A 12,996-nucleotide genomic window follows, 5' to 3' on the forward strand; every position below is an offset into this window, starting at 1 on the left:
TCAGGACTATTCGAGTGCTGATTGATTTTTTAATCAGAGCAGGTCAGGCGCCAGAGCGCGCTGCGTATTAAAATCGCCAACCATGACAGTTCATCTCCTAGCTCTCGAAACCTCCGGCAGTGTTTGCGGGGTCGCCTTGATTTCCCGCCGCGCCGATGGGAAAACCACCGTTTCCAAACAGGAACACGACGCGACCGGTGAGCATGCCGAAAGGCTTTTGCCCATGGTGGATGACCTGCTGGCCGCGCGCGGTCTGGGGCGCCGGGATTTATCAGCCGTGGCGTTTGGTCAGGGGCCGGGTGGGTTCACCGGTTTGCGCGTGGCGTGCGGTGTTGCCCAGGGCATGGGCTTCGCACTGCAGATTCCTGTTGTGCCGGTCGGCAGCCTGATGGCGGTGGCGCAGCGCGATGCCGATGCACACCCCGATCATTCGAAGGCGGTGCGGGTAGTCGTTCAGGACGCCCGCATGGGGGAAGTTTATCTGGCGGCGTACGTCCCCGACGAAGAAGGGGGCTGGAGCATTCTGCAAGCTCCCATGCTGCTGGCGGCGGCTGATCTGCCCTTGTGGCTGGCTCAGGTATCAGAAGTGCCTCATGGCCTGCCGCCGTCGAGCACCTTGCGGCTGGTGGGCGATGGTGTGGCCTTGTGCCCGGAAATAGACGGCGTTCGCCTGGGGCAGGGCTGGTTGGTCGAACAAGGGCCGGGTTTGCGGCCTGACGCCGCTACGGTGGGCAAGCTTGGTTTGGCCATGTTCTTGCAAGGCAAGCATGTGACACCCGAGCATGCCGCTCCTTTGTATGTGCGAGACAAAGTCGCTTTCACGACCCGCGAACGGCAGCAGGGGCAGGGCGGCAACCCCAAAGCACCTGGGCTGGGTGTGGCGTTGCGGCCAATGGGCCCGGGTGATGTGCCGGCGGTGGCCGCTATCGAGGCCTCGGTGCAAGCTTTCCCTTGGACGGCCGGTAATTTTTCCGATGGGCTGAAGGCGGGTTATGGGGGCTGGGTAGCCCATCAGCATGGGCGCATTCTCGGCTTCAGCATGACATTGTATGCGCCTGATATGGCTCATTTGCTGGTGTTGGCGGTTGCGCCCGACGCCCAGCGCGAAGGGGTGGGTACCGCTTTGATCCGCCATTGTGAAAAAGAAGCGCTTGCCCGCGGCCTGTCAGATCTACTGTTGGAAGTCAGGCCCTCTAACCTGCAGGCGCTGGCGTTTTATCGCCGCCACGGTTTTGAGCGTATCGGCATACGTAAAGATTATTACCCCGCCCCGGAAGGTACTCGGGAAGATGGTTGGGTGATGTGCAAGACGCTGGTTTCCGGTTCTTGAAGGGCGGGTACTCATGGAAAAACCTGTGTTGAGCCCGGTCCAGCGTGCCTGGTTGCTAGAAATTGGCATGGATGTGCGGATGCTGGCGCATTTCAGCGCAGAACCGTTTGCGCAGCCCGCCCCAAAGACGGTAGCTCATGAGGCGGCAGAGGCGCCTGCTGTGCACGCGCCTGCTAGTGAACAGTCTGGCCTCCATCAGCCTGCCGTTCCCCGCTCCGAGACACCTAGAGACCAGCGCCATAGCGGCGACCCTGCTCTGATTTCAGAGCTGCTGAAGCGCGCGCCCGTTTCGCGCCCTGCGGCAGCGCCTGGGTCTGTACCACAGCAACCGGCAGCCGCTGGGGCTGGCGCTGTGCAGGGCGAGACACTCCCCGAGCTACGGCTGCAGGCGGAACAGTGTCAGGCCTGTGGTTTGCACGAAGTCAGGGGGCGGGTGGTCTTTGGCGAAGGGGTTGAAACAGCGCCCCGGTGGCTGTTTATCGGTGAGGCGCCTGGAGAATATGACGACACCATGGGTCGGCCTTTTCAGGGCCGTGCCGGCGATCTGCTACGGGAAATGTTGGCATCCGTGGGTATTGCCGATGAGGCTTCGGCCTACTTCACCAACGTGCTGAAATGCCGCCCCATGGGGAACCGCAGCCCGCAGGCGTCTGAGGTCGAAGCGTGTCTGCCTGTTCTGAGACAGCAGATCCGGCTTTTGCAGCCGGCTTGTCTGGTGGCTCTGGGGAGGGTGTCAGCCGGCACCTTGTTGGGGCACGATGCCGACCTGGATGATTTGCGTGAGCAGGTTCATCGCTATGTCGATGAAGACGGCCGAGAAATCCCCTTGGTGGTAACACACCACCCAGCCGCTTTGTTACTGCACGGGCAGTTGAAGGCTGAAGCCTGGCGCGACCTCAACCTGTTGGTTGACCTGCCTCGCTGAGCGCCTGTGAGGCGCCAGGCCGGCCGCTTCCCGGCCTTAGGGCTTTAGCGCCTGGCCATGGCCGTGCTGGCCGATGCTTTTTAAGAGTTCTGGGTTCTGACGCAAATGATGCTGGTTCCATCGCATGATGACCAGCATCAGCGTAGCGACCATGGTGCCGAAGATCACGATAATGACGTTGATCGGTAATTGCAGCCACAGCATCAGGCTGTAGAGCGCCAGCATGAGCAGAATGTTCAATTGCTCATTGAAATTTTGCACTGCAATCGAATGTCCGGCTGACAGCAGCACATGACCACGGTGTTGCAGCAGGGCGTTCATTGGCACCACAAAATACCCGGACAACCCGCCCACCAGCATGAGCAGCGAATACACCGCCCATTTTTCATGGACGATGGGCATCAACATGACGGCCAAGCCCATGAGTACGCCAATGGGCAGCACGGAAAGCGCGCGGCGCAGGGGCACCCGGCCTGCCAGCATGGCGCCCACCACGGTGCCGACGGCCGCTATGCCCATCAGAATGGAGGACTGGTCGAGCCGGTAGCCTAGATGCTGTGAGCCCCATTCAATGACGATGAACTGTAAGGTGGCGCCCGCCCCCCAGAACAGCGTGGTAACGGCCAGGGAAATCTGCCCCAGTTTGTCCTTCCAGAGCACTCGCACATAGCCGGAGAACACGACAATCAGCTTAACTGGATGGCGTTCTTGGCGTGGGTAAGTGACATTGGTACGAGGAATGGCCAGGTTGGTGAGGGCTGCGGCCAGGTAGACGATGCCAATCAGCAGAATGGCGCCTTCACTGCGGGTATCAACCAGCGAACCGACCCAGGTTTCATTCAGCAGCATTTCAGAAACTGTAGGGTTGATGAGCAGGCCGCCGACTACGGTGCCCATAATGATGGACAGCACCGTCAGGCCTTCTATCCAGCTATTGCCCTTTACCAAGTCGTCGGGCGGCAGCATTTCAGTAACAATGCCGTACTTGGCCGGAGAGTATGCGGCTGCGCCGATGCCTACCAGTGTGTAGGCGACAAAGACGGCTGCTAACTGTGATTGCTCGGTCAGCCCCAGGCTCTGACAGCCAAACATAAGGGCACAGCCCGACATTTTTATGGCATTAGTGATGAACATCACCTTGCCCTTGGGGAGAGAATCCGCGAAAGCGCCCACAAAGGCGGCCAGCGCGACATAGGCCAGGGCAAACCACCATTTCATCATGGGGGCCATCCAGTCGGGGCCGTGAAGGTCAGCGATGAGAGCAATGGCCGCAATTAGCAGGGCATTGTCGGCGAGAGACGACAAGCCCTGAGCGGTCATGACAAGATAAAATCCTCGGTTCAATGCTGATCCAGGTGTTTCTTCAGCCTACTACTAGCGAAGCATGCCTTCCTGCAGATTTGTGGCTCAAGGTTTCAAAGGTTACTGAGTATAGCGGCCCAGGGCGGCTCTCAACTGAAAATGATAACGTTTTTTTGAAGGGGAGTCGGACGAGGCGGCAGGAAAGCGGGAAGCTTTGCTGATCCACCCGTCGTCACAGGTGTTTCCGGTGCGATGGCGCTGCGGCGCTGGGTTATCATAGTCACCGTCTCAGCCGCTCATTATTTTCCGTCTTTCCAACACTGTGCGACTTACGCAGATCAAACTCGCGGGCTTCAAGTCTTTCGTCGATCCGACGAGCATTCCCACGCCCAGTCAACTGGTTGGAGTCGTGGGCCCCAATGGTTGCGGAAAATCCAACATCATCGACGCCGTGCGCTGGGTTCTGGGCGAAACTCGGGCTTCGGAACTGCGCGGCGAATCCATGCAAGACGTCATCTTCAATGGTTCGGTGAATCGCAAACCGGCTGGGCGGGCGTCCGTTGAACTGGTGTTCGATAACAGCGAAGGCCGGGTGCCCGGGCAATGGGGCGTGTATGCGGAGCTATCCGTGCGGCGAGTGCTGACACGAGACGGCAATAGCAGTTATTACATTAATGGCCAGCAAGTCAGGCGGCGCGACATCCACGATATTTTCCTGGGCACCGGTCTGGGGGCGCGGGGCTATGCAATTATCGGCCAGGGCATGATTAACCGGCTGATCGAGGCCAAGCCCGAAGAGCTGCGCATCTTTCTGGAAGAAGCCGCCGGCGTGTCGCGTTACAAGGAACGGCGCCGCGAAACCTCGAATCGTTTGGCCGATACGCGGGAAAACCTGGTTCGGGTGGAAGATATCCTGCGCGAATTGGGTGCCAATCTGGATAAGCTGGAAGCACAGGCTGAAGTGGCGCAGCGCTATCACAGCTTGCAGCAAGAAGGCGAGCTCAAGCAGCGCCTGCTGTGGCTGCTGCGTGAGCAAACCGCCCGTGAGGAACGCCAGCGCAAGGCAGTCGCCATTGAGCAAGCACAGGCCCAACTTGAATCTGCCATCGCCGCCATGCGGGCCGGAGAAAGCGCGCTCGAATCGCGGCGGCAGGCGCATTACGCGGCCAGCGATGCGGTGCACACGGCACAGGGCAAACTGTACGAAGCTTCGGCGCTGGTCAGCCGCCTGGAAGCCGAGATCAAGCATGTCAGCGAATCGCGCAACCGCTTGCATGCGCGGCGTCAGCAACTGACGGCGCAGCAAGAAGAATGGCGTCAACAGCAACAGCACTGCCTCCAGCAGCTTGAAGATCTTGAGGTAGAACGAGAAACCGCCGCCGCCCGCACCGAAGAGTTACGCGCCCAGGTTGACGATGCGCGCGAACACATGCCCGGTATTGAGCAATCGCTGCGTCAGGCTGCCGTGCAGCGCGACAGCTTGCGGGTTGAACTGGCCAAGGTGGAACAATCCCTCGCCTTGGCGGCGCAGGCGCAACGCGATGCCGACCGCCAGATTCAGGCGCTTGAGCTGCGGCGTGAAAGGCTGGAGCAAGAACAGCGCAGCCTGGACGCGCCCGATTTGCAGTTGCTGGAACGGCTGGCCGGCGATTGTTCCGCCATGCAAGATCAGCTTGAGGAAGCGCAGGCTGCGCAGGCCGAACTCGAAGACCGCTTGCCCGCTCTGGATGAAGCGCGTCGTGAGGCGCAGGCGGCTTCACAAGAAGAAGCTCGCAAGCTGGCGGGGCTAGAGGCCCGGCTGGTCGCGTTGAGTCGTTTGCAGGAAGATGTGCAGAAGCAAGGCGCCCTGGAGCCCTGGCTGGAACGTCATGGCCTGGCGGGCCTGAGCCGCTTGTGGCAGCGTTTGCACGTGGAATCAGGCTGGGAAACCGCTCTGGAATCCGTGTTGCGTGAACGAATGTCCGGCATTGAGTTGCGCCAGCTGGATCAGGCCACTGCTTTAAGCAGTGACGCCCCGCCTGCACGGCTGGCGCTTTATCAGTTGCCTCTGGCTGCGCCCGCACCGGCGCCCGAACTGCCGCTCAAACCACTGGCCGGGTTGTTGCGGGTCAGCGATGCCGAGCTGCGCACCTTGTTGAATGAATGGCTGCAAGGCGTGTATATATGCGCCGACCTTGCTCAGGCTATGTCTATGCGTGCCGACTTGGCGCCGGGCCAGGCTCTGGTGGTGGCGGAAGGTCATTTGGTCGACCGCCATGGCATTCGGTTCTACGCAGCCGATTCTGAACAGGCCGGTCTGTTGGCGCGGCAGCAGGAAATCGAACACCTGCAACGCGATATCAAAGCTCAGCAACTGATTGCCGATCAAGCCGTATCGGCTGTGACACGGGCGGAAACTGCCTGGCAGCAGGTGTCGCAAGCCATGGGGCCGATGCGGCAGCGGGTGTCGGAAATCACCCGGCGTCTGCACGACGTCCAGCTTGAGCACTCACGCCTGCGCCAACTGGCTGAACAAACCGGCGAACGCCAGGCCCGCTTGCGTGCCGATCTCGATGAGATCCGCATGCAGATGGAAGAATTGGCCGCCCAACGGGCTGAGGCGGAAGAGCGCTTTGAGTCGCTGGATGAGCAATTGGCTGAGTGGCAGGCGCAGTTTTCCGAAGCAGAAATCTCCGGCGAGACGCTGCACGAACAGGCCGAAGCCGCACGTCAGCGCCTACGCGACCTCGAACGTCAGGCCCAGGAAGCTGAATACGCGGAACGTGCTCTGCAGGCCCGTCATGACGATTTGCAGCGCACCCGCCAGTTGGCCGAAGAGCAGGAGCGCCGAGCGAGCGCCGACTTGGAAGGCTTGCAGGGCGAGCTGTTCGAGCTGGATGCCGAAGCCGCGCAGGCGGGTTTGCAGGACGCCTTGGAACAACGCGCTGCGTGTGAAGAGGCGTTGGGCCAAGCGCGTATTGAGCTCGACAATATTGCCGCCACTTTGCGTGGCGCCGATGAGGAAAGGCTGAAGATCGAACAGTCTCTGGAGCCTTTACGGGCCCGCATTACCGAACTTCAGCTTCAGGAGCAGGCAGCCCGGCTGTCGGTCGAACAATTTGCTGAACAGCTGGACGCCGCTCAGGTTGACCGGGCCGAATTGCGGCGGATGCTGGCCGAGCAGCCCGAGGAGTGGCAGCGTGTGAGCTGGCTGCAATCCGAAGTACAGCGCGTTTCTCGGGCGGTAGACGCCCTTGGGCCTGTCAACCTGGCCGCGCTTGATGAGCTGACCGCAGCCAAGGAACGCAAAGGCTTTCTGGATAGCCAGCATGCCGACCTGATGCTGGCGATTGAAACCCTTGAAGATGCCATTCGCAAAATCGACCGGGAATCCCGCCAGTTGTTGCAAGACACGTTCAACGCCGTGAACGCGCATTTTGGCGAACTGTTTCCGCGCTTGTTTGGGGGTGGCGAAGCCAAACTCATCATCACCGGCGAGGATCTGCTCGATGCGGGGGTGCAGGTGATGGCCCAGCCGCCGGGCAAGCGCAACAGCACCATTCACCTGCTGTCCGGCGGCGAAAAAGCGCTAACGGCCACAGCGCTGGTATTCGCGTTGTTCAAACTGAACCCGGCGCCGTTCTGCCTGCTTGACGAAGTCGACGCGCCGCTTGACGATGCCAATACCGAGCGCTATGCCAATTTGGTCAGCAGCATGAGTGAACACACTCAGTTTCTTTTCATTTCACACAATAAGATCGCCATGCAGATGGCGAAGCAACTGATAGGCGTTACGATGCAGGAGCAGGGCGTGTCGCGCATTGTTGCGGTCGATATCGAGTCGGCCCTGCAGTTGGCTGAGGCTTGAACGGAATGCCTGTATGAAGCAATATCGTGAACTTTCGCATGCGCTGCCAAGCGCATTCTCAAAAATAAAGGCAATAAGGCTGCCGGGCCAGAGTTCTTCACGGGGCTGAAAATGAGTGATCTACAAATCGGTTTGATTCTGCTGGGCGTAGTGCTCATCTTGCTGGTGCTGCTGTTTAACTGGTGGCAGGATTGGCGCATACGTAAACAAATGCAGGAACAGTTCCCAGAGCGCGAAAGCGACCCGCTGCTTGGCACGGAGGCGCCGGTGATGGCTCGAACGCGCCGCGAGCCGGGTTTGGGCGCTACAGAAGCCCCTGGCGTAGTGACCGAAAGCGATGATGACCCTGCCGAGGTTGACCCAACGACCGAAGTGGTCATTGATATCAGCTTTGCTCAGCCGGTTCCGAGTGAGCAGCTGCATGCCGCCATCCACGCGATTCGGAAGGTGGGTACTAAGCCTGTGCGGATATTTGCCGAAAAAGAAGGCGGTGGGCATCGCGCCAGCTTGCGGCCTAAGGAAAACTACGTTTCCATGCAACTGGCTGTGTTGCTTGCCAACCGTAGCGGCCCGCTGTCTGAAATAGAGTGGTCGGAGTTATGGACGATTGCCCAGGGTCTAGCAGAGCGCTTCGACGGCTCAACGGAAGGCCCGGAGCAGAATGAGGTCGTTGAGCGGGCCCGTCGTCTGGACGCCGTATGCGCCGAATTGGACGCCATGGTGGGCTTGGCCCTGCAACTGCCCGGCGCATTATCGGTGGCGGATGTCAGCCGTGCCCTCGAAGAAGCCGGTTTTCTGCGGCACGGGCAGCAGTTGGCGTGGATGGCCGAACAGGGTATTCCGCGTTTTACCGCCTTGTTTAACGGCCGTTTGCCGGGAGAAGTGCAGTCTGCGGGAGTAGATCGTGTTGAACTGCTGCTTGATCTGCCCAACAGCCCCGCCGACGACCAAGCCTTTAGCCGCATGGCCAGCGTAGGCCGGCATTTGGCAGCCAATCTCGATGGCCAACTGCTTGACGACCAAGGCCGCCCGGTGGCCGACGGCGCCGACCAGGCCATTGACGAACAACTGCAGGCGCGCTACCAACAATTAGTAGAGTCCGGCTTTATACCGGGTGAATTCCGCACGGCAAGGCTGTTCTCGTGAAGCAAAATGAAGTGCAATCCGTGACGCAGAAAATAGAGGCTCTGCGTCGCGAAATAGACCGGCATAACCATCAGTACTATGTGCTGAACGCTCCGCTGGTATCCGATGCCGAGTACGACCGCATGATGAACGAGCTGGCGGCGCTGGAAGACGCGCACCCGGATCTCATCACACCGTATTCGCCCACCCAGAGAGTCGGTGCCGCGCCCTTGTCGGCGTTTGGCAGCGTGCGTCATGCAGTGGTCATGCGTTCTTTGGGTAATGCCTTCGAGGCGGACGATGTGGCGGCGTTTGACCGCCGCAATTCTGAAGCCTTGCAGGCTGCCGGGCTAATGCCGCCGGGCGGCCAGGTCGAGTACATGGCTGAACTCAAGTTTGACGGGTTGGCGGTCAGCTTGCGTTACGAGCGCGGCTTGCTGGTGCAGGCCGCTACGCGCGGCGATGGTCAGACCGGGGAAGATATCACCGCCAATGTGCGCACCGTGCGTTCCGTGCCCTTGCGCCTGCAAGGAGACGACATTCCTGAAGTGCTGGAAGTCCGGGGCGAAATGCTGATGACGCATCAGGATTTTGAACGGCTCAACGAACAGCAGCGCCAGCGCCGCGAAAAGGTGTTCGTCAACCCGCGCAATGCCGCTGCCGGCAGCCTGCGCCAGCTAGACCCCCGCATTACCGCCACCCGCCCCTTGCGTTTCTTCGCTTATGGCTGGGGCGAGATCCGCTTACGCCAAGCCAGTGGTGAACTGGATCTGTTCAATCAGGAAGCCGGCGACGCCGCCATGCCGCGTGATACGCATGCCGGCATGTTGGACTGGTTTGCCAGCCTGGGCTTGCCAGTGAATGATTTGCGTCGTCGTGTGCGTGGCGTGGAAGGCTTGCTGGCTTACTACGAAGAGATCAGCGCTCAGCGCGCGACGCTGCAGTTTGAGATTGACGGCCTGGTTTACAAGGTGGATTCGCTTGAGGCGCAAAGCGTGTTGGGCTATGTGGCGCGCGCACCGCGCTATGCCGTGGCTCACAAGTTTCCGGCCCAAGAAGAAAACACGGTTGTGCTGGATATCGACGTACAGGTGGGCCGCACGGGCGCATTGACCCCCGTGGCGCGCTTGAAGCCGGTCTTTGTGGGCGGGGTGACCGTCACCAACGCGACCTTGCACAATGAAGATGAAATCCGCCGCAAAGGTATCTATATTGGAGATACGGTCGTGGTGCGCCGGGCGGGGGACGTCATACCGGAAATTGTGGCTTCGATTGCCGAGCTGCGCCCGGCCGACGCACGCCCCTTCCATATGCCCCAGAGCTGCCCTGTCTGTGGTTCGGCTGTGGAACGCCTGGAAGACGAGGCCGCTACGCGCTGTACTGGCGGGCTGTTCTGCGCCGCGCAACGCAAGCAAAGCCTGACTCATGCGGCAGGTCGTAAGGCGCTGGATATCGAAGGGCTGGGCGAAAAACTGGTCGATCAGCTGGTAGAGAGCGGGCGGGTGAAATCACTGGCCGACCTCTTCACGCTTAATGTGCTGGAACTCGCCGCCTACGAGCGTATGGGGCAAAAATCGGCTGAGAATTTGGTGAAAGCCATCGACAAAGCCCGCAAGCCGGAGCTGGGTCGTTTGTTATTCGCCTTGGGTATTCGCCATGTGGGCGAAACCACCGCTCGCGATCTGGCACTGCACTTTGGTTCGATCGAAGCCATTATGCAAGCGGATGAAGAGGCCTTGCTGGCGGTGCGCGATGTCGGGCCGGTAGTGGCGGGTTCTGTGGTGCGCTTTTTTGGTGAACCCCATAATCGGGAAATCATCCAGGCTTTGCAGCAGGCCGGGGTCGAACCTGTTGCCGAGGCCGCGCCTCAGGGCGGCGCTCTGCCGCTGGCGGGTAAAACCCTGGTGCTCACAGGCACACTGCCCAATTGGAGCCGCGATGAAGCCACCCGCCATATCATGGCAGCAGGCGGCAAGGTCAGCGGTTCCGTATCGCGCAAAACCGCTTATGTGGTGGCGGGTGAAGAAGCAGGCAGCAAGCTTGAGAAAGCGCGCACTTTAGGGGTAACCATACTGGATGAAGATGGCCTGAAAGCGCTTTTAGCTCAGGAATAAAAAAACCCCAAAAGGGTGGGCTGATTGCCCGACTTTTGGGGTGCATCGCAGAAGGCGCTAAGCGCCTGCCCGCCAGGAGTAGAAAGCCGTTGAATGCCCAAGCCTCAATAAGAGGCGTGGGCGAGTTTCAGCGGGTTTAGTCCTGTTTGATTTTGGCGTCTTTCACCAGCTGCTGCTGGAATTCTACGACTTGCTGCTGGCGCAGCATTTCTTCCAGTTGCGGCTTGATGCTGTCGAGAGCGGGAAACTCTACTGCGCGCTCGTCTTCCACCTGGATGATATGCCAACCAAACTGGCTCTTGACGGGCTGTTCGGCTGTCGCACCTTTCTTCAGGCTTTCAACTGTCTGAGCGAATTCCGGCACGTAATTGGAAGGCGGGGCCCAGCCGAGATCGCCGCCGTTTTTGCCACTGCCCGGGTCGATGGAGTGTTCTTTGGCAGCCTCATCAAACTTGACCTTTTTGGCTTTGATCTGAGCAAGCAGGTCTTCCGCCTGTTTCTGGTCTTCCACCAGAATGTGGCGCACCTTGTATTCCTTGCGCTCGGGTTGCGCCGCTTTAATTTTGTCGTATTCCGTCTTGAGCTTTTTGTCGTCAATCGGGTTCTTCTCAAGGTGGTCGGAGATCAGCGCACGCACCAGAATACCCTGGCGAGCCAGTTCAATTTCCTGGGCGACGTTGGCGCGCTTGTCGATGCCGGCCTTTTCAGCGGCTTGCACAGCCACCAGACGGTGGATCATCTCTTGTTTGACTTGTTCGCGCAGTTCAGGAGAATCCTGTGCACCTTGATCGACCAGCAGCGAGACAAACTGATTCAGTTGTTCGTCAGTGATGGTCTGCCCGTTAACGGAAGCGATTTGCTTGGCATGGAGCGGAAAAGCCAGTGCGCAGGCAGCGGCGAGTACGGCGAGTCTCTTCATGTAGTCCTCAGGTTGTTGCCTTGGCGTCTATGGCCAGAGCGTGAATGGGATGTGGCATTAAATCGTGGACGAGATCATACACAAGCCGGTGGCTGGCGACAGCACGCAGCCCTTCAAAACGGGGTGACACAATTTTGACGCGGTAATGGCCGGCGCCATCGCGACTACCGGCATGGCCGATGTGCAGATGGGATTCGTCGATGATTTCCAGTTCGACGGGGTCGAGCGCCGACAGGCGCTCGCGCAGAAGTTGAATACGATCAGTAGTCATGGTTATTGCTTGGGTTCCTGGGGCAGGCGGGGGGCTTCAGAATCATCTTTCATGTAACGGGCCATCCAGAGGGACTGGCCGATCACGAAGACGATCATGAGTATCATCAGGCCGAAGACCTTGAAGTTCACCCATTGAGATTCTGTGAACCGGCCGGAGAAGGCGACATACAGATTGAGAGCGCCGCAAACCAGGAAGAAGCCCGCCCAACTGAAATTGAGCCTGTCCCAGGCGACCGGGGGCAGTTCAATCTGCCCGCCCATCAATTTTTGCAGGAAGTTGCGTTTGAACAGCCATTTTCCGCCCAGCAGCGCAGCGCCGAAAATCCAATAAAGCACGGTGGGCTTCCATTTGATGAAAGCGTCGTTGTGGAAAAACAGGGTGGCGCCGCCAAAAACGACAATCACACCGAGGTTGATCCAGTGCATGGTTTCGATGGTTTTTCCACGCAGCTTCAGCCAGGCGAATTGCAACACCCCGGCTGCGATCGCTACCGCGGTGGCCGTGTAAATGTCGGCCACCCGGAATGCGATGAAAAACAGGATAAGCGGGAACAGGTCGAATAGGAATTTCTTCATTCTTCTTCAGGCTCGAAATTCAGCGCAAGCGAGTTGATGCAATAGCGCAGGCCGGTAGGTGGCGGGCCATCCGGAAACACATGGCCAAGATGAGAGTCGCAGACATTACACAGGACTTCTGTGCGCACCATGCCGTGACTGGTGTCGGCTTCCTCGCGGATGTTTTCGGGGTTGAGCGCCTCGAAATAGCTGGGCCAGCCGCAACCGGCATCGAATTTGGTATCGGATGCGAACAAGGGGGTGCCGCAGCCAACGCAGCGATAAATGCCGGGGGTGAAAGTGTCCCAGTAGCGGCCCGTGAACGGGCGTTCCGTACCCTTGCGCCGGGCGACGTAATATTCTTCAGGTGACAGGAGCGCCTGCCACTCTTCTTCAGACCGTGTGAGCTTCTTCACGTTGAAGGTGTCTCCGTATCAGGAAGGAAAGAGGTACATGTTAATCGACTTCTATCTCTTCCAATGGTTCCCGACGGTAAAACCTGGAATCAAATTGGTGGGAACCTAATTGATGTTAGAGGAAAAACCTGACGGTTTTAGCTGTGTAAACACCACGGCTTCACTGGAAAACACCTATGCAAGAGGCCTT

At 59.2% G+C, this 12,996-nt stretch carries 10 protein-coding genes; 5 read left to right on the top strand and 5 right to left on the bottom strand.

The annotated features are described in order from the left end of the window. The first annotated feature begins 82 nt into the window (after window positions 1-82). Window positions 83-1,330 carry a tRNA (adenosine(37)-N6)-threonylcarbamoyltransferase complex dimerization subunit type 1 TsaB gene (gene tsaB, locus VRY85_RS07690; protein WP_414597998.1) on the top strand — a complete coding sequence of 416 codons (1,248 nt, stop codon included), beginning with the start codon at window positions 83-85 and terminating at the stop codon, window positions 1,328-1,330. Between the two features lie 13 nt (window positions 1,331-1,343). Further along, window positions 1,344-2,255, top strand: coding sequence for a uracil-DNA glycosylase (locus tag VRY85_RS07695; protein WP_414597999.1), 912 nt, complete (start codon window positions 1,344-1,346; stop codon window positions 2,253-2,255). A gap of 36 nt (window positions 2,256-2,291) precedes the next feature. Here the strand turns inward: VRY85_RS07695 and lplT are convergent, their stop codons facing one another. Then, a complete protein-coding gene (gene lplT, locus VRY85_RS07700; RefSeq protein WP_414598000.1) occupies window positions 2,292-3,599 on the bottom strand; it encodes a lysophospholipid transporter LplT in 1,308 nt (435 codons plus the stop codon). Between the two features lie 280 nt (window positions 3,600-3,879). Here lplT and smc point away from each other — a divergent pair, with 280 nt between their 5' ends. The 3 genes from smc to ligA all read left to right on the top strand — a co-directional run bounded on the left by smc (window position 3,880) and on the right by ligA (window position 10,643). After that, complete coding sequence (gene smc, locus VRY85_RS07705) at window positions 3,880-7,404, top strand: chromosome segregation protein SMC (RefSeq protein ID WP_414598001.1); 3,525 nt, start codon at window positions 3,880-3,882, stop codon at window positions 7,402-7,404. Window positions 7,405-7,515: 111 nt separating this feature from the next. Beyond that, window positions 7,516-8,550 (top strand): cell division protein ZipA C-terminal FtsZ-binding domain-containing protein, encoded by a 1,035-nt coding sequence (locus tag VRY85_RS07710; RefSeq protein WP_414598002.1) that lies wholly within the window; start codon window positions 7,516-7,518, stop codon window positions 8,548-8,550. Then, window positions 8,547-10,643, top strand: a complete 2,097-nt coding sequence (ligA, locus tag VRY85_RS07715) for an NAD-dependent DNA ligase LigA (RefSeq protein ID WP_414598003.1) — start codon at window positions 8,547-8,549, stop codon at window positions 10,641-10,643. Before VRY85_RS07710 ends, ligA begins: the two co-directional genes overlap by 4 nt. A 136-nt stretch (window positions 10,644-10,779) precedes the next feature. Here the strand turns inward: ligA and VRY85_RS07720 are convergent, their stop codons facing one another. Genes VRY85_RS07720 through msrB form a run of 4 tightly spaced genes read right to left on the bottom strand, consistent with a single transcriptional unit; the run spans window position 10,780 to window position 12,806 of the window. Beyond that, window positions 10,780-11,562 carry a peptidylprolyl isomerase gene (locus VRY85_RS07720; protein ID WP_414598004.1) on the bottom strand — a complete coding sequence of 261 codons (783 nt, stop codon included), beginning with the start codon at window positions 11,560-11,562 and terminating at the stop codon, window positions 10,780-10,782. Window positions 11,563-11,569: 7 nt separating this feature from the next. After that, window positions 11,570-11,833 (bottom strand): BolA family protein, encoded by a 264-nt coding sequence (locus tag VRY85_RS07725; protein WP_414598005.1) that lies wholly within the window; start codon window positions 11,831-11,833, stop codon window positions 11,570-11,572. A gap of 2 nt (window positions 11,834-11,835) precedes the next feature. Further along, complete coding sequence (locus VRY85_RS07730) at window positions 11,836-12,411, bottom strand: septation protein A (protein ID WP_414598006.1); 576 nt, start codon at window positions 12,409-12,411, stop codon at window positions 11,836-11,838. Next, window positions 12,408-12,806, bottom strand: coding sequence for a peptide-methionine (R)-S-oxide reductase MsrB (gene msrB / locus VRY85_RS07735; protein ID WP_414598007.1), 399 nt, complete (start codon window positions 12,804-12,806; stop codon window positions 12,408-12,410). The genes VRY85_RS07730 and msrB overlap by 4 nt, the downstream gene beginning before the upstream one ends. Window positions 12,807-12,996: the final 190 nt, after the last annotated feature.

Source organism: Achromobacter sp. F4_2707, from assembly GCF_047501535.1.
In the GTDB taxonomy this organism is placed as follows: domain Bacteria; phylum Pseudomonadota; class Gammaproteobacteria; order Burkholderiales; family Burkholderiaceae_B; genus Yanghanlia.